At 67.5% G+C, this 21,946-nt stretch carries 21 protein-coding genes and 1 tRNA gene; 12 read left to right on the forward strand and 10 right to left on the reverse strand.

Annotation, left to right across the window (positions count from 1 at the left end):
- The first annotated feature begins 257 nt into the window (after positions 1–257).
- From CHB64_RS02105 to CHB64_RS02135, 7 genes are all read left to right on the forward strand, one after another.
- The gene (locus tag CHB64_RS02105; protein WP_089410923.1) at positions 258–2,024 is read left to right on the forward strand and encodes a fatty acyl-AMP ligase; all 1,767 of its coding nucleotides are present in this window, start codon (positions 258–260) and stop codon (positions 2,022–2,024) included.
- Positions 2,021–2,956, forward strand: a complete 936-nt coding sequence (locus tag CHB64_RS02110) for an NAD-dependent epimerase/dehydratase family protein (protein ID WP_089410924.1) — start codon at positions 2,021–2,023, stop codon at positions 2,954–2,956. The genes CHB64_RS02105 and CHB64_RS02110 overlap by 4 nt, the downstream gene beginning before the upstream one ends.
- A gap of 43 nt (positions 2,957–2,999) precedes the next feature.
- Entirely contained in the window at positions 3,000–3,263 is a 264-nt protein-coding gene (locus CHB64_RS15200) for an acyl carrier protein (protein ID WP_159462378.1), read from the forward strand.
- A gap of 4 nt (positions 3,264–3,267) precedes the next feature.
- Positions 3,268–4,485: a serine palmitoyltransferase gene (gene spt, locus CHB64_RS02120; RefSeq protein WP_089410926.1), complete on the forward strand. Its 1,218-nt coding sequence runs from the start codon at positions 3,268–3,270 to the stop codon at positions 4,483–4,485.
- Between the two features lie 98 nt (positions 4,486–4,583).
- Positions 4,584–5,078 carry a DUF2141 domain-containing protein gene (locus CHB64_RS02125; protein WP_089410927.1) on the forward strand — a complete coding sequence of 165 codons (495 nt, stop codon included), beginning with the start codon at positions 4,584–4,586 and terminating at the stop codon, positions 5,076–5,078.
- 47 nt (positions 5,079–5,125) lie between these two features.
- Entirely contained in the window at positions 5,126–6,307 is a 1,182-nt protein-coding gene (locus tag CHB64_RS02130) for a hypothetical protein (protein WP_089410928.1), read from the forward strand.
- Complete coding sequence (locus CHB64_RS02135) at positions 6,291–7,091, forward strand: glutaminyl-peptide cyclotransferase (RefSeq protein ID WP_089410929.1); 801 nt, start codon at positions 6,291–6,293, stop codon at positions 7,089–7,091. The genes CHB64_RS02130 and CHB64_RS02135 overlap by 17 nt, the downstream gene beginning before the upstream one ends.
- Positions 7,092–7,098: 7 nt before the next feature.
- Here the strand turns inward: CHB64_RS02135 and CHB64_RS02140 are convergent, their stop codons facing one another.
- From CHB64_RS02140 to CHB64_RS02155, 4 genes are all read right to left on the reverse strand, one after another.
- Positions 7,099–8,568: an AMP nucleosidase gene (locus CHB64_RS02140; protein WP_089410930.1), complete on the reverse strand. Its 1,470-nt coding sequence runs from the start codon at positions 8,566–8,568 to the stop codon at positions 7,099–7,101.
- Between the two features lie 74 nt (positions 8,569–8,642).
- Entirely contained in the window at positions 8,643–11,042 is a 2,400-nt protein-coding gene (locus CHB64_RS02145) for an FtsK/SpoIIIE family DNA translocase (RefSeq protein ID WP_234993296.1), read from the reverse strand.
- Positions 11,043–11,124: 82 nt separating this feature from the next.
- Positions 11,125–12,447, reverse strand: a complete 1,323-nt coding sequence (locus CHB64_RS02150) for an ammonium transporter family protein (protein WP_089410932.1) — start codon at positions 12,445–12,447, stop codon at positions 11,125–11,127.
- 74 nt (positions 12,448–12,521) lie between these two features.
- Positions 12,522–12,860, reverse strand: coding sequence for a P-II family nitrogen regulator (locus CHB64_RS02155; RefSeq protein ID WP_089411437.1), 339 nt, complete (start codon positions 12,858–12,860; stop codon positions 12,522–12,524).
- 332 nt (positions 12,861–13,192) lie between these two features.
- Between CHB64_RS02155 and CHB64_RS02160 the strand changes: the two genes are divergently transcribed.
- Both CHB64_RS02160 and CHB64_RS02165 read left to right on the forward strand, forming a co-directional pair.
- The gene (locus tag CHB64_RS02160; RefSeq protein WP_159462379.1) at positions 13,193–13,957 is read left to right on the forward strand and encodes a TorF family putative porin; all 765 of its coding nucleotides are present in this window, start codon (positions 13,193–13,195) and stop codon (positions 13,955–13,957) included.
- 455 nt (positions 13,958–14,412) lie between these two features.
- Positions 14,413–15,660: a UbiH/UbiF/VisC/COQ6 family ubiquinone biosynthesis hydroxylase gene (locus CHB64_RS02165; protein WP_089410934.1), complete on the forward strand. Its 1,248-nt coding sequence runs from the start codon at positions 14,413–14,415 to the stop codon at positions 15,658–15,660.
- Positions 15,661–15,681: 21 nt separating this feature from the next.
- On the opposite strand, the gene CHB64_RS02170 is transcribed toward CHB64_RS02165, so the two are convergent.
- The 3 genes from CHB64_RS02170 to CHB64_RS02180 are packed head-to-tail and all read right to left on the reverse strand — an operon-like array spanning position 15,682 to position 17,601.
- A complete protein-coding gene (locus CHB64_RS02170) occupies positions 15,682–16,254 on the reverse strand; it encodes a demethoxyubiquinone hydroxylase family protein (RefSeq protein WP_089410935.1) in 573 nt (190 codons plus the stop codon).
- Positions 16,251–16,820, reverse strand: a complete 570-nt coding sequence (locus CHB64_RS02175; RefSeq protein ID WP_089410936.1) for a disulfide bond formation protein B — start codon at positions 16,818–16,820, stop codon at positions 16,251–16,253. Before CHB64_RS02175 ends, CHB64_RS02170 begins: the two co-directional genes overlap by 4 nt.
- A 55-nt stretch (positions 16,821–16,875) precedes the next feature.
- Positions 16,876–17,601, reverse strand: a complete 726-nt coding sequence (locus CHB64_RS02180; protein WP_159462380.1) for an exopolysaccharide biosynthesis protein — start codon at positions 17,599–17,601, stop codon at positions 16,876–16,878.
- A gap of 187 nt (positions 17,602–17,788) precedes the next feature.
- On the opposite strand from CHB64_RS02180, the gene CHB64_RS02185 reads away from it, so the two are divergent.
- The 3 genes from CHB64_RS02185 (at position 17,789) to CHB64_RS02195 (ending at position 18,963) form a co-directional block, all read left to right on the forward strand.
- Positions 17,789–17,873: transfer RNA gene (locus CHB64_RS02185), tRNA-Leu, on the forward strand.
- A 110-nt stretch (positions 17,874–17,983) separates the two neighbouring features.
- A complete protein-coding gene (locus tag CHB64_RS15720) occupies positions 17,984–18,181 on the forward strand; it encodes a GIY-YIG nuclease family protein (RefSeq protein WP_221401098.1) in 198 nt (65 codons plus the stop codon).
- A gap of 44 nt (positions 18,182–18,225) precedes the next feature.
- On the forward strand, positions 18,226–18,963 hold the full coding sequence (locus tag CHB64_RS02195) for a DUF72 domain-containing protein (RefSeq protein WP_089411438.1): 738 nt from the start codon (positions 18,226–18,228) through the stop codon (positions 18,961–18,963).
- Positions 18,964–19,056: 93 nt separating this feature from the next.
- Here CHB64_RS02195 and CHB64_RS02200 read toward each other — a convergent pair whose 3' ends face one another.
- The 3 genes from CHB64_RS02200 to CHB64_RS02210 all read right to left on the reverse strand — a co-directional run bounded on the left by CHB64_RS02200 (position 19,057) and on the right by CHB64_RS02210 (position 21,883).
- Positions 19,057–20,091 (reverse strand): right-handed parallel beta-helix repeat-containing protein, encoded by a 1,035-nt coding sequence (locus tag CHB64_RS02200; protein WP_089410938.1) that lies wholly within the window; start codon positions 20,089–20,091, stop codon positions 19,057–19,059.
- 15 nt (positions 20,092–20,106) lie between these two features.
- Entirely contained in the window at positions 20,107–21,414 is a 1,308-nt protein-coding gene (locus tag CHB64_RS02205; RefSeq protein WP_159462381.1) for a peptidoglycan-binding protein, read from the reverse strand.
- A gap of 205 nt (positions 21,415–21,619) precedes the next feature.
- Complete coding sequence (locus CHB64_RS02210) at positions 21,620–21,883, reverse strand: sulfurtransferase TusA family protein (RefSeq protein WP_089410940.1); 264 nt, start codon at positions 21,881–21,883, stop codon at positions 21,620–21,622.
- Between the last annotated feature and the right edge of the window lie 63 nt (positions 21,884–21,946).

The raw sequence follows: 21,946 nt of genomic DNA on the forward strand, positions 1-21,946 counted from the left end.
GTTGACCGGAAGGATTGTATCCGCCCAAGATTGTGCGGCGCGTCCGGCCGGGCGGCGCGGCGGCGCGGGACGGACGCAAGGAGGGCGCACGCGGCCGTCGCCGGTCATCGCGCCTTGTCGGTCCGTGCGGATATCGCCATTCTGGCGCAGGAACGGTAACAGGGCCCTGACGAAAGGGCGCAGGCGGGGCCGGCAGGGCTTCTGCTTGGCGAGCGAGACAGAGGGCCGGCCGAGGCCGGCGCAGTGCGGGGGCGTTGATGGCCGTCATCCCTACTCCGACGACGAACGCGTCGCTGGCGCTAAAGATGCAGGGCTTCCGGACCGTTACGGAAGCGCTCGATTATGCGGCGCAGGGGGAGACCGGGTTCAACTTCTATAATCTTCGCGGCGAGGCGTTCGCGAGCCTTCCCTATGCGCGGCTGCGGGCCGAAGCGCTCGATCTCGCCGCCCGGCTCGCCGGGCGGTTCGAACGCGGAGCGCGCCTCGCCATTGTCGCCGAGACGAGCCCCGATTTCATCGTCGCCTTTTTCGCCTGCCAGTACGCCGGCATGGCGCCCGCGCCGATGCCCATGCCGGTCAATCTCGGCGGCAAGGAAGGCTACCTCACCCAGATCCGGCAGATGGTGCTCGGCGCGCGCGCGGCCGCGGCCGTCGGTCCGAAGGCGCTTTCCGGCTTCCTTGAGGAAGCCGTGAGCGGTCTCGACGACGCGGCCGTCATGGATTTCGAGAGCCTGCGCGCGCTTCCAGTCGCGGCCGAGACGCCGCGCCCCTTCGGCCCGGACGAGATCTGCTACATTCAATATTCGTCGGGCTCGACGAGCGCGCCGAAAGGCGTGATCGGCGCGCAGGCGTCCGTGACGGCCAATCTTCACGGCATCGCCGTGCACGGCCTGAAGCTGACCGCCGAGGATCGCGCGGCGAGCTGGTTGCCGCTGTATCACGACATGGGCCTCATCGGCTTCATGCTGGCTCCGATGTTCGCCCAGCGGTCGGTCGATTACATCGCGACGTCTGATTTCGTGCGCCGCCCCCTGCTCTGGCTGCGGCTTATGAGCGCCAACCGGACGACCGCGACCTACAGCCCCTCTTTCGGCTACGAACTGGCGGCGCGCCGCGCCGCGCGGGCCGAAGACGGCGCGATCGATCTTTCCGCCCTGCGCATCGCCGGAATCGGCGGCGACATGGTGCGTCCGGAGGCGCTGAACCTGTTCACCGAGGCTTTCGCGCCGGCCGGTTTCGATCCGCGGGCCTTCCTGCCGAGCTACGGCCTCGCGGAGTCGACCCTGGCGATCAGCTTCGCCGATCTCGACGCGCCGGTCGCGGTCGATTACGTCGACATGCGCCATTACCACCGCTCCGGCGCGGCGCAGCCGGCTTCCGCACTCACCTCGCCCGAGCACCGGCGCGGCTTCGTGCTGTGCGGGCGCGTTCTGCCGGGCCATGCGATCGAGGTGCGCGGGGAGGACGGCGCGCCCCTGCCCGAGCGGCGCGTCGGCCGCATCTACATCAAGGGCCCGAGCGTCACGCCCGGCTATTTCTCCGATCCGCAAGCCTCGAACGCGATGTTCGACGGCGACTGGCTCGACACGGGCGACATGGGCTACTTCCTCGACGGCCAGATCGTCATCACCGGCCGGGCCAAGGATCTCATCATCATCAACGGCCGGAACATCTGGCCGCAGGATATCGAGTGGGCGGTCGAAAAGGTCGACGGCGTGCGCCAGGGCGGCGTGGCGGCCTTTTCGGTCGACGACGGCGAAGGCGAGCGCATTGTCGTCGTCGCCGAGCGCCGCGGCATGGCGCCGGAAGCCCTCGCGGAGCTGCGACGCGAGATCGCGCGGGTCGTCCAGTCGGCCGTCGGCGCGCCGGCCCAAGTCGTGCTGGCCAAGCCGCATTCCATGGTGATGACCTCCTCGGGAAAGCTCTCCCGCGCCAAGGTGAAGGCGAAATATCTCGAAGGCGCCTTCGATGAGGCGCCCGCCGAGATGGCCCCGCCGCGCGCGCTCGCCGAAGCGCGGGTGTGAGCGGAACGATCGCCGTCACCGGCGGCTCCGGCTTCATCGGAGCGGCCCTGATCCGACGCCTCGTCGCGCGCGGCGAGCGGGTGAAGGCTTTGGCGCGCGACCCCCGGAAACTTCCCTGCGCAGACGACATCGAGCCGATCGCCGGCGCGCTGGAGGACGATGCGGCGCTTGCGCGTCTGGCCGCCGGCGCGGACCGATTCATCCATTGCGCCGGCGCGACCCACGCCCGGCGCGACGCGGACTACGACGCCGTGAACGCCGAGGGGGCCCGGCGCGCCGCCGAAGCGGCCGCGCGGGCCGGCGCGCGCTTCGCGCATGTCTCCTCCCTGTCCGCCCGAACGCCCGCCGTCTCCCCTTACGCCGCCAGCAAGGCGCGAGGCGAAGCCCTCGTGTCGGCCGCCGCCGGGGAGAATGAGCGGCTGATCGTCCGGCTGCCTGCGGTTTACGGCCCCGGCGACCGGGCCGCGCTGCCCTATTTCCGGCTCGTCCGCGCAGGCATCGCGCCGGAGCCCTGGACGACGCCGGAAGCGCGCGCCTCGCTCCTCTTCGTCGAGGACGCCGCCGAGGCCCTCGTCGCCGCGCTCGAGCGCGCCCCGGCGGGCGCCGTCTACGAAGCCGACGACGATGCGCCTGAAGGGCGCGCCTGGCGGGAGATCGGCCAGACCCTCGGCGAGATTCTGGGCCGCGCGCCGCGGCGCGTGCGCTTGCCGCGCCCCCTGGTCAGCCTTTATCACGGACTGGCGCGCGGGGCCGCCGCAGCCGCCGGCAGGCCGTCGGCGTTCCGGTCCGGCCAGGTCGGGGAGTTCTTCCATCCCGACTGGGTCGCGCGCGAGAACCGGCTTTCCGCCGCAACGGACTGGCGACCGGCTGTCTCGCTTAAAGAAGGATTTGCAAAAACCGTCCGCTGGTATCAAGAAAACGGCTTGCTTTAGGGGACGGCTCCGACAGGCGGAATTCCACGCAAGGATTGGCGCAATGGCCGACATTCAGGAAGACGACGATCTCGTGTTCCACAAGATCTGCGCGCTGCTGGAGCCCTTGAATCACAAGGGCGTGAAGCTGACGCGCGACACCGACCTCGTCGCGGACCTTGAGATCGACAGCGTCTCCGTGCTCGATATCGTGATGGATATCGAGGACAATTACGACCTGTCGATACCGGTCAACACGATTTCCGAAACGCGCACCATCGGCGAGCTCGTCGATGCGATCCACGCGCTCAAGAAGCAGCAGGCATGAGGCGATGAGCCTTTTCGACAAGTTTCAGAAGAACGCGGTCCTTTACAACGCGCTCTCCGAAGCCGGCCGCAATCCGTTCACGGTGCAGATGGACGAAATCCTCGGCCCGACGCGCGCGATCGTGAAGGGCAAGGAGATCGTGCTCGCCGGCACCAACAATTATCTCGGCCTCACCTTCCGCGAGGAGGTGGTCTCGGCCGCGCAGGCCGCCGTCGCCGAACAGGGCGCCGGCACCACGGGCTCGCGCTTCGCCAACGGCACCTATGCGAGCCACAAGGCGCTCGAGCGCGCGCTGGCGGCGTTTCTGGGTTTTTCCCGCTGCATCGTCTTCTCCACCGGCTATCAGGCCAATCTCGGCGCCATCTCCGCGCTCGCCGCGCCCGGCAAGGACGTCATCTTCATCGACGCCGACTGCCACGCCTGCATCTATGACGGCTGCCAGCTCTCCGGCGCGGAGACCGTCCGTTTCCGTCACAATTCCCCGGAAGACCTCGACAGGCGCCTGTCCCGGCTCGACGGCGATGAGAAATATGCCGGCATGGGCAAGCTCGTCTGCATCGAGGGCATGTACTCCATGTTCGGCGACGTCGCGCCGGCGAAGGAGTTTCTCGACGTCGCGCGCCGTCACGGCGCCTATCTGTTCGTGGACGAAGCGCATTCCTTCGGCGTCTATGGCGAGAGCGGCCGGGGCGTCGTCGAGGCGCAGGGCGTGATCGACGAGATCGACTTTTACTCGGGCACCTTCTCGAAGAGCCTGGTTTCGATCGGCGGCTTCGTCGCCTCGAACCATCCCGAGCTCGATTACCTGCGCTTTTCGGCCCGGCCTTACATGTTCACCGCCTCGCCCTCGCCGGCCAATGTGGCGGCCGCGACGGCGGCGCTCCAATGCATCGCCGCCGAGCCGGATCTCAGAAAGCGCGTCTGGGCGAACGCCCGGCGCGTCCATGAAGCCTTCACGCAGCTCGGGCTGGAGACCTGCGCCCCGCCGGGCCCGGTGATCGCGGTGAAGCTGCCGGACAGGGAGACCGCCTTCGCGGCCTGGAGCTTCCTCATCGACAAGGGCGTTTACGTCAATCTCGCCATTCCGCCGGGCACGCCCAACGCCGCCTCCATCCTGCGCCTGAGCGTTTCGGCGGCGCATACGAACGACGATCTCGACATCGTGATCGACGCCTACGGCGCCATGGCCGAGACTTTCGCGCAGGCCCGCGTGACCGCCTGAGCGCGCGGCTGGCGTCGATCTTGCTGCGCCCGCCCATCACAATAGGGCCACGATCTGACGCTAGGGCTCGGCCCCGACCGAAGGAGCAGGCAAGGCCGATGAGGATCATGCGCAAGGCTTGTCGCGCCGCGCCGGCGGCGATTCTGGCGATCGTCGCCGCAGCGGGGGCGCGCGCCGGGGACGACGCGCTGCCCGAAATCGATCACGTCAGCTGCACCGGCGCGGCCAACGAGCTGCGCGTGATCGTGCAGGGCGTCGAGCGCAGCGTCGGGCTGATGACGGTCGAGCTTTACCGTAACGATCCCGAAAACTTCCTCAAGAAGGAGGGGCGCGCCCTGCGCGTTCGCGTGGCCGCGCGCGCGCCGGCGACCCGGCTTTGCCTTCACGCGCCCGAACCGGGCGCGTACGCCCTCGCCGTCTACCATGACGAGAACGCGAACGAGAAGCTCGACAAGAAGATGTTCGGCCTGCCGGCCGAGCCCTATGGCATCTCCAATAATCCGCGGATGCGCTTCGGGCCGCCCGACATCGAAGAAGCGCTCATTCATGTTGCGGCCGAAGGCGCGGCGGCGGAAATAGAGCTCAAGAACTGATCCGCCCGCTGTCTGAACGCGGGCGCCGCGGAAAGGACCGTGCGAGGGTGAACGAAATCGCTTCGAATCGAACCGGGAGCGCCGCGGCCATTGCGGGCGTTGAAATCCGTCCGGCCGAGACGGCGGCCGAACGCCGCGCCTTCATCCGCGCCGGAACCGTTCCCTATCGGGACGACCCGAATTACGTGGTCCCGCTCGAATTCGAGCTCGCCCAGCGGCTCGATCCGAAATCCAATCCCGGCCTGAGGGGCGCCGACCACCGCCTGTGGATCGCCTACAAGGGCGGCGCGCCGGCTGGCCGCATCGCCGCCCTCGTCAATCCGCTGCACCTCGAAACGCACAAGGACGGCGCGGCGCATTTCGGCTTTCTCGAAGCCGTAGACGATGCGGACGTCTTCGCCGCGCTGTTCGCCGCCGCGGAAGACTGGGCGCGCGAACGCGGCATGAAGAAGCTCGCCGGCCCGTTCAGTTTCTCCGTCAACGAAGAATGCGGGCTTCTTGTCGATGGTTTCGACTCGCCGCCCTATTTCATGATGCCGCACGGGCGGCCCTATTATAAGGACCGCGTCGAGGCGCTGAACTACGCCAAGGCGATCGACATGTACGCCCTTAGCTGGATCAACCAGCGCCAGTTCATCCCGGAGAAGCGTCGGAAGTTCGTCGAGCGCGCGCTCGCCAGCGACCGCGTGTCGATCCGCAATATCGACATGAAGAATTTCGTCCGGGACATCCGCACCATCGTCGACATCTATAACGACGCCTGGCGCGACAACTGGGGTTTCATTCCGTTTACGGAAGAGCAGGCCCGGCGCATGGCGTCGGAGCTGCGTCCGCTCATCGAAAAGCACAATGTCGTCATCTGCTATTATGACGGCGAGCCCGCCGCCTTCGGCCTCGTGCTGCCCAACGTCAACGAGCTCATCCGCGACTTCGACGGGAAGCTGCTGCCTTTCAACTGGCTCAGGCTGATCTGGCGGCTGAAGGTCAAGCGGGTCACGCAGGGCCGCATGCCGCTGATGGGCGTGCGCCGCAAGCTGCACGGCAAGCCGGTCGGCGCGGCGTTCGCCTACAAGATCATCGACATGGTCAACGCCGCGAACATGGATCTGGGCATGACCTCCTCGGAGCTTTCGTGGATTCTCGAGACCAACAAGGCGATGCTGTCGATGCTGCTCGACATGGGCGGGCGCGTCTACAAGACCTACCGGATCTATGAGAAGGCGCTTTGACATCGCCGTTGCGGCGGGCGCGGCCTTCGCCGCCGCGGCGCTTGCAATCGCGCCGGCGCGGGCCGAGCCGGCGGTCTATGATTACGAGATCGTCCGCGAATATCCCCACGACGCCGGCGCGTTCACGCAGGGGCTCTTCTTTCTTGACGGCCATCTCTATGAGAGCGCCGGCCAGTATGGAGAATCGAGCCTGCGCAAGGTCGCGCTCGAGACCGGCGCGATCGTCAAGCGCCGCGATCTTCCTGCGGAGGTTTTCGCCGAAGGCGCCGCGGCTGCGGGCGGGCGCGTCGTCGTTCTGACATGGCGCGAAGGCAGGGGATTCGTCTTCGACCGCGAAAGCTTCGAGCCGCTCGGCGAATTCGCCTATGACGGGGAAGGCTGGGGCCTCGCCCATGACGGCGAGCGTTTCGTCATGAGCGACGGGTCGGCGGTCCTGCGTTTTCTCGATCCTGACAGTTTCGAGGAGACGGGCCGGCTCGACGTGACGCTGAACGGGCGCCCGCTCGGCGATCTCAACGAGCTCGAATGGGTGGAGGGCGAGATCTTCGCCAATATCTGGCGCGCCGACGCCATCGCCCGCATCGGCCCCGATACGGGGGAAGTCGTCGGCCTCGTCGATCTGCGCGGGCTGCGGGCGCGCTTTTCGCCGGCCGAAGGTCCGCGCGCAGAGGTTCTGAACGGCATCGCCTATGACGCGGAAACCGGCAGGCTGTTCGTCACCGGCAAATACTGGCCGAAGCTGTTCGAGATCCGCCTCGTCGAACGCGACCGCGCCGGGCGATAGGCGCATCTCACCGCAAAAACGGCTCGTCGAAACTCCTGAGCTTGCGCGAATGAAGCGTTCCCTTTTCCGCTTCCTTGCGCAAGAGCTCGATCGCCCGGATGCCGATGGCGAGGTGCTGGCTCACCCGCGCCTGATAAAAGGCGTCGGCCATGCCCGGCAGCTTGATCTCGCCGTGAAGGGGGCGGTCCGACACGCATAACAGCGTGCCGTAAGGCACGCGGTAGCGATAGCCGTTCGCGGCGATGGTCGCCGACTCCATGTCGATGGCGATGGCGCGAGCCTGGTTGAGCCGCACGGCGATCTGAGCGAAGCGCAGCTCCCAGTTGCGATCGTCCGTGGTCACTACGGTGCCGGTCCTGAGCCGCTCCTTCAGGCGCGCCTCCTCGATGCCGGAGACTTCCTTGACCGCCTGGGTGAGCGCGAGCTGCACCTCGGCGATGGTCGGCAGGGGCACCGAGGGCGGCAGCACCTCGTCGAGCACGCCGTCGTCGCGCAGATAGGCGTGGGCGAGCACGTAGTCGCCGAGCCGCTGCGTGCGCCGCAGGCCGCCGCAATGGCCGATCATCAGCCAGACATGCGGGCGCAGCACGGCGAGATGATCCGTTATCGTCTTGGCGTTGGAAGGGCCCACGCCGATATTGACGAGGGTCACGCCGCGCCTGCCTTCCTGCATGAGGTGATAGGCCGGCATCTGCGGCGCCTTGGCGAGCGGCGGCGCGGACGGGGGCTTTCCCTTCTCCGTGACGCGCCCGCCGGGCTCGATCAGCGCCAGCGCCCGGCCGGCGCGCACCTCGCCGGCGGCGTATTCGATGAACTCGTCCACATAACGCTGATAGTTCGTGAACAGAATGAACTGCTGGAAATGTTCGGGCCTTGTGGCCGTGTAATGCTGGATGCGATGGAGCGAATAATCGACCCGCTCGGCGGTGAACAGCGAGATCGGCAGCGGCCCGCCGCGCTCGAGAATGATCTTGCCGTCGACGATGTCGTCATTGGTGGCCGCCAGATTGGGCGTGTGAAAATGATACTGCAGATTCGCGCGCCGCTCCGGCGTCAGGCTCGCCGTCGCCTGTTCGAGCGCGAACGAAAGCGGAATCGGCGTGCGCGAGCGGCCGGCGTAAATATTCGCCTGATAACGCTGCATGACGCGGTCGAGCTGGTCGAGCAGGTACTCTTCGAACAGGCCCGGCTGCGTCACTGTCGCGCCGAAATAGCTGCGCTCGGCGATGCGCCCCAGCGCAAGATTGCTGGTCTGTGAGGTCTGTTCGGGCGGCACCTCCGCAAGCAGATAGGGATAGGTCGGCGGCGGGGCGCCGTCCGCGACCAGCCGGTCTTCGCAAAACGCCCGGAAGCGCGCCTCGACCGTCGCGACGGCCTCGGCGTAGAGCGCCTTCAGGCGCGACACGGCGGCCTCGGGACTGGCGCATTCCTCCAGCGCGTCGGCGACTCCGTCCAGGGGCGGCGTTTTTTTGCTCATGCGGGCGATTCCGATCTCGGCGAAGGGCCGGCCAGACTAAAGCGCGACGCGCGAAAACGGAATCGGCTTTTTCGTCAGGCCGCGTCCTCGCCGACCAGAATGTCGCGCTTGCCGGCGTGGTTCGCGGGCGACACTACGCCTTCCTGCTCCATGCGCTCGATCAGCGTCGCGGCGCGATTGTAGCCGATCTGCAGCCGCCGCTGGATGTAGGAGGTCGACGCCTTGCGGTCGCGCAGGACGATCGCCACCGCCTTGTCGTAGAGCGCGTCGCCCGAGGACGTATTGCCGCCGACGTCGAGGCCGTCGAAAACGCCGTCCTCGCCTTCGGCAATTTCGGTGACCGCCTGCACGTAGTCGGGCTTGCCCTGCTTCTTGAGAAAAGCGACGACCTTTTCGACCTCGTCGTCGGAGACGAAGGCCCCGTGCACCCGGCGGATGCGCCCGCCGCCGGCCATGTGCAGCATGTCGCCCTGGCCGAGAAGCTGCTCGGCGCCCTGCTCGCCGAGAATCGTGCGACTGTCGATCTTCGACGTCACCTGGAAGGAGATCCGCGTCGGGAAGTTCGCCTTGATCGTGCCGGTGATGACGTCGACCGACGGACGCTGCGTCGCCATGATGAGATGGATGCCGGCCGCGCGCGCCATCTGCGCCAGACGCTGGACCATCGCCTCGATGTCCTTGCCGGCGACCATCATCAGGTCGGCCACCTCGTCGATGACGACGACGATGAACGGCATCGGCGCGTAATCGAGCTCTTCGGTCTCGTAGACCGGCTCGCCGCTTTCCGGATCGTAGCCGGTGTGCACGCGCCGGGTGAGCGTCTCGCCGTTCGCCTCGGCCTCGGCGACGCGCTGGTTGAAGCCCTCGATGTTGCGCACGCCGAGTTTCGACATGCGCCGGTAGCGCTCCTCCATCTCGCGCACCGTCCATTTGAGCGCGACGACGGCTTTCTTCGGGTCGGTCACCACCGGCGCCAGCAGATGCGGAATTCCTTCGTAGACGGACAGCTCCAGCATCTTCGGATCGATCATGATGAGCTTCACATGATCGGGCGACAGCCGATAGAGCAGCGACAGGATCATGGCGTTGACGCCGACCGACTTGCCCGAGCCCGTCGTGCCGGCGATGAGCAGATGCGGCATCCGCGCGAGGTCGGCGAAGACCGGCTCGCCGCCGATGCCCTTGCCGAGCGCGAGGGTGAGATCGCCCGTCGTCTTCTCGAACTCCGGCGCGCCCAGAAGCTCGCGCAGGAAGACGGTCTCGCGGTCCTGGTTCGGCAGCTCGATGCCGATGGCGTTGCGCCCCGGCACGACCGCGACCCGGCAGGCGATCGCGCTCATCGAGCGCGCGATGTCGTCGGCGAGCCCGATGACGCGCGAGGACTTCACCCCCGCCGCCGGCTCGAGCTCGTACAGCGTCACGACGGGGCCGGGGCGCACGTTGATGATCTCGCCGCGCACGCCGAAATCGGCGAGCACGTTTTCGAGCATGCGCGCGTTCTGCTCCAGCGCCTCGTCGGAAATGACCCGCCGGCTCGTCTGCGCTTTGGAGAGCAGGCCCAGCGGCGGCAGCTCATAGGTGCCCGGCCTGAAGACGGGAAGCTCGGGCTGGGTCTCGCGCAATTCGCGCCGGCTCGGCGCCGATTTCTGCTGCTTGCGGATGATGCGCCGGCGGGGCCGCGCCGGCGCGACGAGCGGCGGCTCGCCTTCGGCTCCGTCCGCGGATTCGGCCGCGTCCGTCTCTTCCCTTCCGGCCGGGCCGTCGCGGGCCGCCCGCCAGGCTTCGATCCTGTCGAGAACGAAGTCGTACGCCGCCAGACTCGCGCTTTCGAGCGTCTGGACCGCGCTGCGCGCGCGCTGCGTCGTCAGCCCGCAGACGATGGCGTAGGCGGCGAGGGCGACGGCGAGCGCGAGCCCGGAGAGCGCGGGCGCGAAGCCCTCGAGCCCGCCTTGGGCGAGCAACGCCAGCGCCGCGCCGGCCGCCGCATCCCCCAGAAGTCCGCCCGGGCCGACCACATAGGGCCACACGGCCGGCGACGGCAGGCCCGCCGCAAAGCCACAGGCCGCCGCGAGCGCGACCGGGGCGAGCGCGACGCGCAACCAGAACGCCGGCGGCGTCTCCTGCGGCGCGCCGCGGACCAGCGCGATCGCGCCCCAGATCGCCATGGGCGCGATCGGCAAAAGCGCGCCCGCGCCGAAAAGCTGCCAGGCGAGATCGGCGTAGACGGCGCCGAGCCGGCCCATCCAGTTCGTCGCCGGCGCCGCGGTCGCCGTGTTGAGGCTCGGATCGCTGATCGAAAAGCTCAGGAGCGCCAGCGCCTGAAAGACCGCCAGCGCGACGAGCGCGCCGCCGCCCGCGCGCAGGATGATCGCGCGCAGCCATGCGTTCAGGCGCGCCCGGAAATCGGTCCCTGGTCTTGATCGCGGCCTGCGGCGCGGCATGACGAACGAGCTCGGCGTCTTTCTCGATTTCACCCTGACGCCGCATGATGACATGCGAAAAGGCGGAAAGGGTTAACGCGCGTTAACCCTTTCCGCCGCCTTCTTGCAGAAACGCTCAGCCCCGCGGAAACTCCGGATAGGCCTCGAGCCCCAGCTCCACCTGATCGAGACCGGCGAGCTCATGATCGGGTTTGACCCGCACGCCGACGGAATATTTCAGCGCGAACCATACGAGCAGGCTGAGCCCGAAGACGAACGCGCCGATCATTGCGACGCCGACGAATTGCCCAAGGAAGCTGGCGTCCTTGTTGGACAGCGGCACGACCAGGGTGCCCCAGATTCCGCACAGCAGATGCGCCGGGATCGCGCCCACCACGTCGTCGATCTTAAGCCGGTCGAGAACCGGCACCGCGACCGTGACAATGACGCCGCCGCCGAAGCCGATGAGCACGGCCAGCCAGATCGCCGGCGCGAGCGGTTCGGCGGTGATCGACACGAGCCCGCCGATGGCGCCGTTCAGCACGACCGTGAGGTCGACCTTCTTGTATATGAACTGGGTCAGCGCCATCGCGGTGACTACGCCCGCGCAGGCGGCCATGTTGGTGTTGACGAAGATCTTCGCCACCGAAATCGCATCGTCGATCGTGCCGAACGCAAGCTGCGAGCCGCCGTTGAAGCCGAACCAGCCGAGCCAGAGAATGAACGTGCCCAAAGTGGCCAGCGGCAGATTCGAGCCCGGCATGGCGTTGACCCGCCCGCCTTCATATTTGCCCGTGCGCGAGCCGAGAACGATGGCGCCGGCGAGCGCCGCCCAGCCGCCCGTGGAGTGAACGAGGGTCGAACCGGCGAAATCGGCGAAGCCGAAACGCGCGTCGAGAAAGCCCCCGCCCCACTCCCAGGACGCCTGAATGGGATAGATGATCCCGGTCAGCACCGCGACGAAGATCAGGAACGGCCAAAGCTTGATCCGCTCGGCGAGCGTGCCGGACACGATCGAGGCCGCGGTCGCGACGAACACCATCTGGAAATACCAGTCCGAGCTTGCGGCGTAGCCCGCCTCCATGGGGTTCGAATCGTCCGCGCCCCAGACCGCGAACCTGCCGAGCAGTCCGCCTTCCTCGACGCCGTAGATGAGATTGTAGCCCAGCAGCCAGACCATGATGCCGGCCACGGAGTAAATCGCGATGTTCTTCAGGCAGATCGTCGCGGCGTTCTTTGAGCGGACGAGGCCGGCCTCCAGCATGCAGAAGCCCGCCGCCATGAACATCACGACCATGCCCGCCACCAGAAACAGCAGCGTGTTGAAAGCGAACCGGGCCGTTTCGCTGGCCGGCTGGATTTCCGGCGCCGCCTCCTGCGCCGCCGCCTGGCCCGCGGCCAGCGCCGCCGCAATCGCCCCCGCAGCCAGCGCCGCCGCCCATCGATTGTTTTTGATCATCCTTTCGCCCTTTCAGCTAGCCTTCCGCGCTTTTATCACTCGCGTTACGCGCTCGCCCGCGCGCCGTCTGCGCCTTACAACGCGTCCGCGCCCGATTCGCCTGTGCGCACGCGCACCGCGTCGATGAGATCGAACACGAATATCTTGCCGTCTCCGATCGCGCCCGTACGCGCCGTGTCCCTGATGGCCGCGACGATCGCCGGCGTCCGGTCGGCCGGCGCGGCGATCTCGATCTTCAGCTTCGGGACGAAATCGACCTGATACTCCGCGCCGCGATAGACCTCCTTGTGGCCCTTCTGTCTGCCGAAGCCCTTCACTTCCGAAACGGTCATGCCGTTGACGCCGAGCGCGTTGAGCGCGGTTCTGACGTCGTCGAGCTTCTGCGGTTTGATCACTGCCATGATGAATTTCATGCACGCGCTCCGCTGATTGATCGCGGGCGGAGGATCGCCCGCCATGATCGTTAAAGCGTAAGTCGATGCGCTTGGCGGCGCAACAGAAATATTGCATCGCAGAAATAGCGGGGCGACCGAAACCGGAGCGGTATCCTGTTTTTGTAGCATGTTATGCTAAACTTATCGGTTTTAATCAGATTTTGTGCCATTTTTGTCACAATTGAGACGGATTGGTTAACGCCCGACGACACTGTAATTGTGCATCGCATCAAAGCTCCGTTAGCGTACCAACAAATCGGGAGAAACGCACAAGAACGGCGCGGACAACCACCAGCCGGCAGGAGATGCCCATGCGGATTAAATCACTCGGCCCGTCTCTTTTCATCGCCGTCATGGCGGGCTCTACGGCCGCGAAAGCCGAAGACCTGTCCATCAGCACAACCGTCGCGTTCGAGTCGCGTTACATGTTCCGCGGCGTGCAATTCGCGGAAACCAGTTTCCAGCCGGCCGTCAATCTCGGCTATGGCGGCTTTTACCTGAGCGCCTGGCTCAACCTGCCGGTCGGCGACGACGATCTCGTCGTCACGCCCGGCGGCGAAGAGCTCGATCTGGTTTTCGGCTATTCCGCCGATCTCAACGAGTTCGTGTCCGTCGATGTCGGGGTCACCTATTATACGTTTCCCGACCTGATGAGCGGCTTTTTCGACACGTTCGACGAGGAAGACGGAACCGGCGCGAACACGGTGGAGCCTTATGTCGGCCTCAGTTTCGCTCTGCCGCTTTCGCCGAGCGTCTATCTCTATCGCGATTTCATGTTCGACACTTTCACGGTGCAGGGATCGGCCTCTCATTCGTTTCCGCTTTCCGAGAAGCTGAGCTTCGATCTCGGCGGCGTTCTGGGATATGTGGTCGATGACGACGACGGGGGCGACTACCTTTACGGCCATGCGACGGCCGATCTGTCCTACGCCGTTTCTGAAAAGAGTTCGATCTATCTCGGCGCACGCTATGGCGGGTCTGACATCGACGGCGGCTCCGTCATCGACGACTCCATCGCCGGCACGTTCAAATCGAGCGGCTTCTGGTGGGGCCTGGGCTTTTCTTCCGACTTCTGACGATTATTCGACCGCTCGTCCCGGCGCGGACGACCTTCCTCCCCGCGCCGTCGTCAGGTCCCGCGCTCCGGCGCGGGGCCTCGTCAGACGCGGCGCCCGCAGGCGGCCCCGAACGCGTCAGTTGCGAGTCATTCGCTCGCCTTTTCGTGGACAGCGTCCTCAATAATTTCAACGCGTTAGCTGAAAAGCGGGGATAGTTATCCCCGTCTTTCGGCGCGGGACTATCCTTCGCGGGCCGCTTCGCGCCGTCATGGCGCGGCGCGGCGGAGGCCCGGCGCGCAAGCGCCGCGTCGCGTTCAAGGCTCGCGCGCCGGCCCTTCCCGCTGTTTGACATCGTGGATCCTGCGCAGGCGTCGGCGAGACGCTGTCGCCTGCGATAAACCGCCCGCCGGGCCGATCGCCGCAGGCCGGCGGCGCCTCTGGACAGGCCGCGCCGCCCGCCGCACCCTGCCGGCATGAACGAGGCGCAGACCACGGACGTCATCGTCATCGGCGGCGGCCTGGCCGGCGGGCTCGCCGCGCTCGCCCTCGCCCGGGCGGGCTTTTCCGTCGCCCTCGTCGACGCGCAGGACCCCGCCGCCATGCGCGCGGCCGCCTTCGACGGACGCACCACCGCCCTTGCCTATGGCTGCGCGCGCGTCTTCAGGCGGCTCGGCCTGTGGCCGGCGATCGCGCCCGAGGCGGAGCCGATTCTCGACATTCTCGTCACGGACGGGCGGGCGCGATCGCGGCTGTCGGACGGCTCCTCGTCCCCCTTTCATTTGCACTTCGACAGCCGCGAGCTAGAAGCGGGCGAGCCGCTGGGCTGGATCGTCGAGAACCGCGTCCTGCGCGACGCGCTTTACGACGCCGTCGCCGCCGAGCCCGCCGTCGCGCTTTTCGCGCCCGCCGCCGTCGCGTCGGCGGAGTTCGGACCGGGCGCGGCGCGCGCGACACTCGAGGACGGGCGCGCGCTCGCCGCGCCGCTCGTCGTCGCCGCCGACGGCAAGAACTCCGCCCTGCGCCGCCAGGCGGGCCTGCGCGTCAACCGCTGGTCCTATCCGCAGACGGGGATCGTCGTCACGGTCGCCCACGAACGCCCGCACAAGGGCGTGGCGCAGGAGTTCTTCCTGCCTTCCGGACCGTTCGCAATCTTGCCGATGACGCAGAACCGGTCTTCGCTCGTGTGGACCGAACGCGGCGACGCCGCGCCCGCCTATCTCGTCCTCGACGACGCGGCCTTCCTGAAAGAGATCGAGAACCGCTTCGGCGATTATCTCGGCCGCCTGAGGCTCGCCGGTCCGCGCTGGTCCTATCCGTTGAGCTTCCACCTCTCGCAGCGCTTCATCGCGCCGCGGCTGGCGCTGATCGGCGACGCGGCGCGGGCCATCCATCCCATCGCCGGGCAGGGCTACAATCTCGGCGTGAAGGACGTCGCGGCGCTGGTCGAGACCCTCTGCGACGCGGCGAGTCTCGGGCTCGACATCGGCCACGGCGCGACGCTCGCGCGCTATGAGCGCTGGCGGCGTTTCGATTCGACCATGCTCGCTTTGGGCACGGACGTTCTCAATCGCCTGTTTTCGAACGATCTGGCGCCCCTGCGCCTGGCCCGCGCCGCCGGCATGAGCGCCGTCGGGCGCGTCGGCGCGCTGCGCCGCTTTTTCATGCGTCAGGCGGGCGCGGACCTCGGCGAGCTGCCGGCCCTCATGCAGCCAGGGCCGTGAGTCGAGCCCGGCGATCCGCATTCAGATCTTTTCCGCCAGCCGGATGGCGAGCCGGCAGCCCGCGCCGATCGCCGCGCGCATGAGCGAAAAGCCGGGCGCGTCGCGCGCGCCGGCCGCTTCGGCCGTCGCCTTGTGGGCGAGCTCGTCTTCGCGAAAGCGGGCGAGCGTCTCGGCCAGCGCGGGCTCGGCCTCGCCCAGCTCCTCGATCTGGGCCTGGTAGTGCTTCTCGATGACCTCCTCGACGGCCGCGGTGCAGGCCATCGCGGCTTTCTCGCCCATCAGCGCCGTCGCCGCCCCGAGGGCGAAACCGGCTGCGTTCCAGACCGGCGCGAGCAGGGTCGGGCGGACGGCGCGCGCGGCGAGCAGCCGGTCGAAGGCGGCGAGATGCTCGGCCTCGCCCGCCTCCATCTCGGCGAGCCGTTCGGCGGTCTCGCGCTTGTGGGGGAGCGCGTCGAACACCGCCCGCTGGCCGCGATAGATCTGAACCGCGCCGTATTCGCCGGCGTGATCGACCCGCAGCATCTCGCCGAGGCGGCGCGCGCGCGGGCCGGGACGCTCGCGCGCGGGATCGATCGGCGCCGAAACGATGCTCATAACGTCTCCGTTTTCACGCCGCGCGCGCCGTCGCGCCGGGCGGCGCGGGCCGCGCGCGAGGCGGCGAGCGCCGCGGCTAGGGTCAGCGCGAACAGCCCGGCCGAGAAGAGCAGGTTATACCCGGCCATCGAGACGCCGAAGAGCCGCCAGGGCGCCTCGGAGCAACTGACGACCGGCGCGCCGCCCGCCAGCGCCGCCGCCAGGCCGGCCGCATCCGCGATCGTCCCCGCTCCGCCGGCGCAGCTCGCCGGGCCGGGCCAGTAGCCGAACTCCACGCCCACATGGAAAAAGGAAAGCCCGGCGCTCACCGCATAGACGAGCGCGGCCGCGCCGACCGCGGCCGCAGCGGCGAGCGGCGCCCGGAACAGGCGGTGCGCGACGAGGCCGGCCAGCGCGACGCCGAGCGCCGTCCAGTGCGCTTCGCGCTGATCGAGGCAAAGCGCGCAGGGCGGATAGCCGCCGAGCCGCTCGAACAGGTGCGCGCCGGCGAGCAGGCCCGCGCTCGTCGCGGCGGCGACCGCGAGCGCCTGCTCGGTGAAGGGTCGTGCGCGAAACGCCTCGATCATGCTTTGACCCTAACGCGGCCTGCCGGCGCGCGCCTCCGGCGGATCGTCGCGGGGGCTAAAGTCGCGCGGAAATCCAGCCCATGATCAGCGATGCGGCTTCAACACCAAGGGTCAGCAGCAGCGCCACCCACAAAAAGCCGATCACAAGCCCGAGAATGACGAGCGCCCCGTCCCGCTCGATGAGGCCGAGCGCCGCGATCGCCACGCCGATGCCCGGAACGGTGTTCGTGGACGGCAACGGCGTGAGGATCGACAGGCAGGGCGCGATCATCAACGCGCCCACGAGCCGCAGACCGAGCCTGCCGGTGACCGCCGCGAGCCGCGGGCGGGCGAGCCGCTCCACCCAGCGGGCGTATCCGGCGCTGCGCTCGACGACGGCGCGAAAGGCGGGAATGGAGAAACGCCGCGCGCGCAGCCGCTTCGGCAGCCAGGGATGCTGACGCCCGGCGGCGAGCTGTCCGGCGAGCGCCAGCATCGGCAACGCCACGATCTGCGGCAGCACATAGACGAACGGCAGGCAGCAGGGCAGCGCCAGAAGCAGGAGCAGAAATCCGAACGCCCGCTCGTCGAGCCGGTCCATGACGTCGCCGAGGCTCGCCGTCGCCGGCGCCTGATCCGGCGCGGCCTCGCCCGCAGTCGCGGCGTCCTCAGGCGCGCCGCCGCCGCGCGCGGCCCGGGCCGCGGCGCGCGCGTCGCGTTCAAGCGCGTCGAGCATGTCCCGCAGGAACCGGGTCGCGCCATGCATGCCGGCGGCGGAATGGGGGGAGGCGGCGTGAGTCATGGACATCGAACGTTGCGGGAATTCGCCGAAGAGCGCGCCCGCGGGATGCGGCGGCTTCGCGGCGGTCATAGCCCATCGCGGCGCGCAGGGTGAACGCGCGCGGCTATTTTTTTGTTAACCGCGTCGCGCCGGACGCACGCGCGGCGCTTGACCGGCGAGGGCGCGCGCCTATCATGCCGCCTTCCCCGCCCCAGTGGTGGAATTGGTAGACACGCGTGACTCAAAATCACGTGCCGAAAGGCGTGCTGGTTCAAATCCGGCCTGGGGCACCAGGCTTCGCCCTGGCGAGCTTCGCCTGGCGCAGCCTGGCGCGGGACGTCAGGGCGAAGCCTGTCCGGCGCAGCCGGAGCGAAGCGAAAGCGGAGACGGACAGGCGCGGCTCATGTGGTATGCGTATATCCTCCAGAGCATTGGTCTCCCGAAGCAGTTATACTTTGGCGCAACCAGGCATTTGCAACAGCGCCTGACTGCCCATAACCCGGGCAAATCCGCCCACGCTGCAAATATGCTCCTTGGCGATTGGCGTGATATTGCGCTTTTCCAGCCAAGCATCAGGCGCTTGAGTTCGAAAGGCGCTTGAAATCGCATTACGGCCGCGACGCGCGCTGCAGAAAGGAACGCGCCATGACGGGCAGGATTTTCGTCGGCGTCGGCGGCTGGTCTTACGCGCCGTGGCGCGGGACGTTCTATCCCAAAGGGCTCGCCCAGCGGCGCGAGCTCGACCATGCGAGCCGCCGGCTCGGCTCCATCGAAATCAACGCGACCTATTATTCGAGCTTCAAGCCGGCGACCTTCGCCAAATGGCGCGCCGAAACGCCCGACGGCTTCGTTTTCGCCGTAAAAGCGTCGCGTTACTGCGTCAATCGGCGGAATCTGGGCGAGGCGGCGGACTCCATCGCGAAATTCTTCGCCCAGGGCCTTGAGCAGCTCGGCGATCGCCTGGGGCCGATCAACTGGCAATTCCGGGAGACGCAAAAGTTCGACGCGGCGGAGATCGAAGCCTTCCTGAGGCTTCTGCCGCGCGAGACGGGCGGGCTGCCCTTGCGCCACGCCCTGGAGGTTCGCCACCCGAGCTTCAAGGATCCGGCCTTCTACGATCTGGCGCGCCGTCGCGGCGTCGCCGTCGTCTTCGCCGATCACGCGGATTTTCCGTGCATTGACGAAGCGACGGCGGATTTCGCCTATGCGCGCCTGATGCGGACGCGCGAGGACGCGGAAACGGGATACGCGCCCTCGGCGCTGGCCGGCTGGGCCGAGCGCGCGCGAAAATGGGCCGCGCGCGGCGACGTTTTCATCTACTTCATCGCCGGCGCCAAGGCGCGCAATCCGGCGGCCGCGCAGGCGCTGATCGAAAGGCTGTAACGCGCGCCGGGAGGAAGGCCCGCCAATGCGAAAAGCGCCTCCGCGGAGGCGCTTTTGACGAACCGTTTCAGGCGGGCCGGCGGCGGAGAGACCTTATCGGCTTCTGCGCCCCTTCTTGCCGTCGCCCTTGTTATTCTGAATGAAATTGTTGGTGATTTTCGGCCGCAGTCCTTCGCGGATGAAGATCGCAAGACCTTCGTTTCCGACGATCTGGTTGTCCTCGATAATGCCGTTGGCGCCGAAAGGCACGGCGACGCCGTCGCCCTCGTTCCTGATGATCTCGTTGTACCGCACGAGGGCGAGCTTCGAATACTTGTCGAGGATGACGCCGGCGCCCTTGTTGTTGCGGATCTTGTTGCCGATCAGGCTGGCCCCGCCGTAGCCGGACGATTTCACGCCCGAGTCGAGATTGTCGAAGATCTCGTTGCCGGCGATAACCACGTCGGAGCGGCTGCCGCTGGCGATGTCTACGCCGACCTTGTTGCCGCCGATCTTGTTGTCGATAATGAAGCTCTGCGACAGCGTGTGATTCTGGTTGACGAGCACGCCCTCGGAGCCCGAGCTGATGCGGTTCTTCTCCAGCATCACGGTGCCGCCGGAGATCATGACCGCGGGCGAGACCGTCGAGCCGAGCACGTCGCTTTCCTTCAGCGTGAACACGCCTGAGCCGATGTCGACGCAAGGCGCGCCGCGCGAGCTCAGCTTGGCGGCGAACTGCACGTTCGCCACCACCGCATGCGCCGTGCCCTGCTTGGGATGAAACCGCAGGCAGGGCTGGTTCATCGGCGCATTGATCTCGACGCCCGGTCCCGGCCCGCGATCGCCCTGGATGAACACCGATTTGTCAAGCGTGACGCTCTCGTTATAGACCCCGTGCATCACGTATATGACGCCGCCTTCGGCGATGTCCTCGACCGCCTTGGAGATCGACTTGTAGGGCCCCGGCCCGTTGACGTCGACGATGATCTGGAGGGGGCCTTTCTGGTCCGGCTTCGCGCCCTGACCGCCGCCGGGCTGCGCATGGGCGCCCGGCTCGCGGATGGGAAAGCCGCCCAGGGTCTGCGCCGCGGCGCCGGCGAGAAGCCCGAGACCGCCGATCGCAGCGAGGATGCTCAGTACGCGTTTCATTGAAACCTCTCCTCGTTATTCGACGTTCCGGGGCGCTTCGAACTCAAGCAGCTTGAGCGCGTCGCCGGCGGGCTTGTAGCCGAGGGCGAAACTGCGCGCGAAATGCCGCGCGGCGAGCGCCTTGTTCGGCTCGACCTCGTTGAGGCCGGTCGTGCCGTCGCGATAGATGACCCCGAGCGCGTAATGGGCGATGGCGAGATCGGCGCCGGCGGCCTTGTTCAGCCAATCGACCGCCTGCTTGCCGTTCTGCTCGACGCCGATGCCGCGCACATGCATGACCCCATAGACATATTGCGACATGGGATGATCGGCCTTCGCCGCTTCGGCGAACAGTTCGACGGTCTGACGCGCCGAGAGAACGCCGGTGCGCACCGCCTCTTTTTCTTCCTCGCTCATCTGCGTGTCCCTCGCCACGCGCGAGTACTGGAAGCGACGGATGGCGGCGCGGGTTTGCGGCCCCATCTTGTTGTCGATCGAGCCGTAGTAGAAGCCGAGGGCCCGCAGGGCGCGCTGGATCAGCTCGACGTCGATGTCGGAGACGGCTTCGAGCGCTTCTTCGAGCTTGAGCTCTTCGAGCTCCTTGCGCAGACGTTCGAGCTCTTCCTGCTGCGGGGTCTTGCCGACATGCTCGGCCGGAAGCGGCGGCTGCCATTCCGCGGCGGCCTTGGTCGCGTTCTCGACCTCTTTCTTCGTCATCAGCTTTTCAAGCTCTTCATAGGCGATCGAGGCCTCGCCCACGCCGCGCGCCTTGGCGAGGGCGTACATGGTCAACGCCCGCACGTTGTCTTTCGCGACGCCCGCGCCGCGCTGATACATCTCGCCCAGGCGATAAAGGTCATAGGGGCTGCCGCGCTCGAACGTTTCGGCGACGAGCTTCTCGGCCTTCCTGACGTCGGCGGTGCTCATCCGTCCCCGAATTTCCGGCAGGCGATGCTCGGCGAGAATGCGCGCGTTCACCTCCTCCGCCGTCGGGCGCTGATAGGCGGTGAAGTCGTGATAGGCGGCCAGCGTGTACCACTTGAGCGCTTCGACATTGTCGACGGGTATCGTCTCGAGCGGCGCGGCGGCGTCCGGCGCGCCTTCGAGCACCTTGCCGGAATAGATTTCGCCCAGGACATGTTTGGAGCGCACGTCCCCGGCGAGCGCAAAGCGCGTCCAGATGTCGATGGCCTGCTGATACTGGCCGTTCTGATAGGCCTTGAGGCCCGCATCGTAACTCGCCAGCGCCGGGCCCGCCCATGCGAACGCCAGCGCCAAGGCCGTCGCCGCGCCCGCCAGCATGCGGCGCGCTCCGCCGATCACCATCACGTCGTGTTTCCTCATAACCCCAAATCCCCCTCGACGAAGGCGCCCCGCGCCGCCCGGCCGAACCATCGCGAGGATCGGCGGCCCGCCGGACCCGAATCCCCGAGCCGGCGCGCCGGCCATTTAAGCACGGCCTTTCCCGCGCCTCCAGATTAACCTTTATCACCTTCCCGGCGAAATTGGCGCCCCCGGCCCGCGCACGGGCGCGATTCGGCCGGCGTTTTCAGTCGGCCGGCGCGCCATAGGGGCCGCGCGTGACCAGAAAGACGCAGGCCCGCCCCCAAGGCCCCTGCTCGTCGGGCAGGCGGCGAACCGCGTGCCCGCCCTGACGGCAGAAATGCGGGATGTCCACCGCCGCGACCGGATCGTCCGCGATCACTCTCACCGCGGCCCCGGCCGGCAGGGCGCGCAGGCGCGCCTCGAGCCGGATCACGGGAACCGGACAGCGATAGCCGCGCAGGTCGATGATTTCCTGAGGTCCGTGCAACGCCCGCCTCAGCCGAATCGGCGCCTGCGCGCTTGTCACAGAAAAAAGGTCGCGGGGGCAAGC

The sequence above is a fragment of the Amphiplicatus metriothermophilus genome, from assembly GCF_900199215.1.
GTDB lineage: Bacteria > Pseudomonadota > Alphaproteobacteria > Caulobacterales > Parvularculaceae > Amphiplicatus > Amphiplicatus metriothermophilus.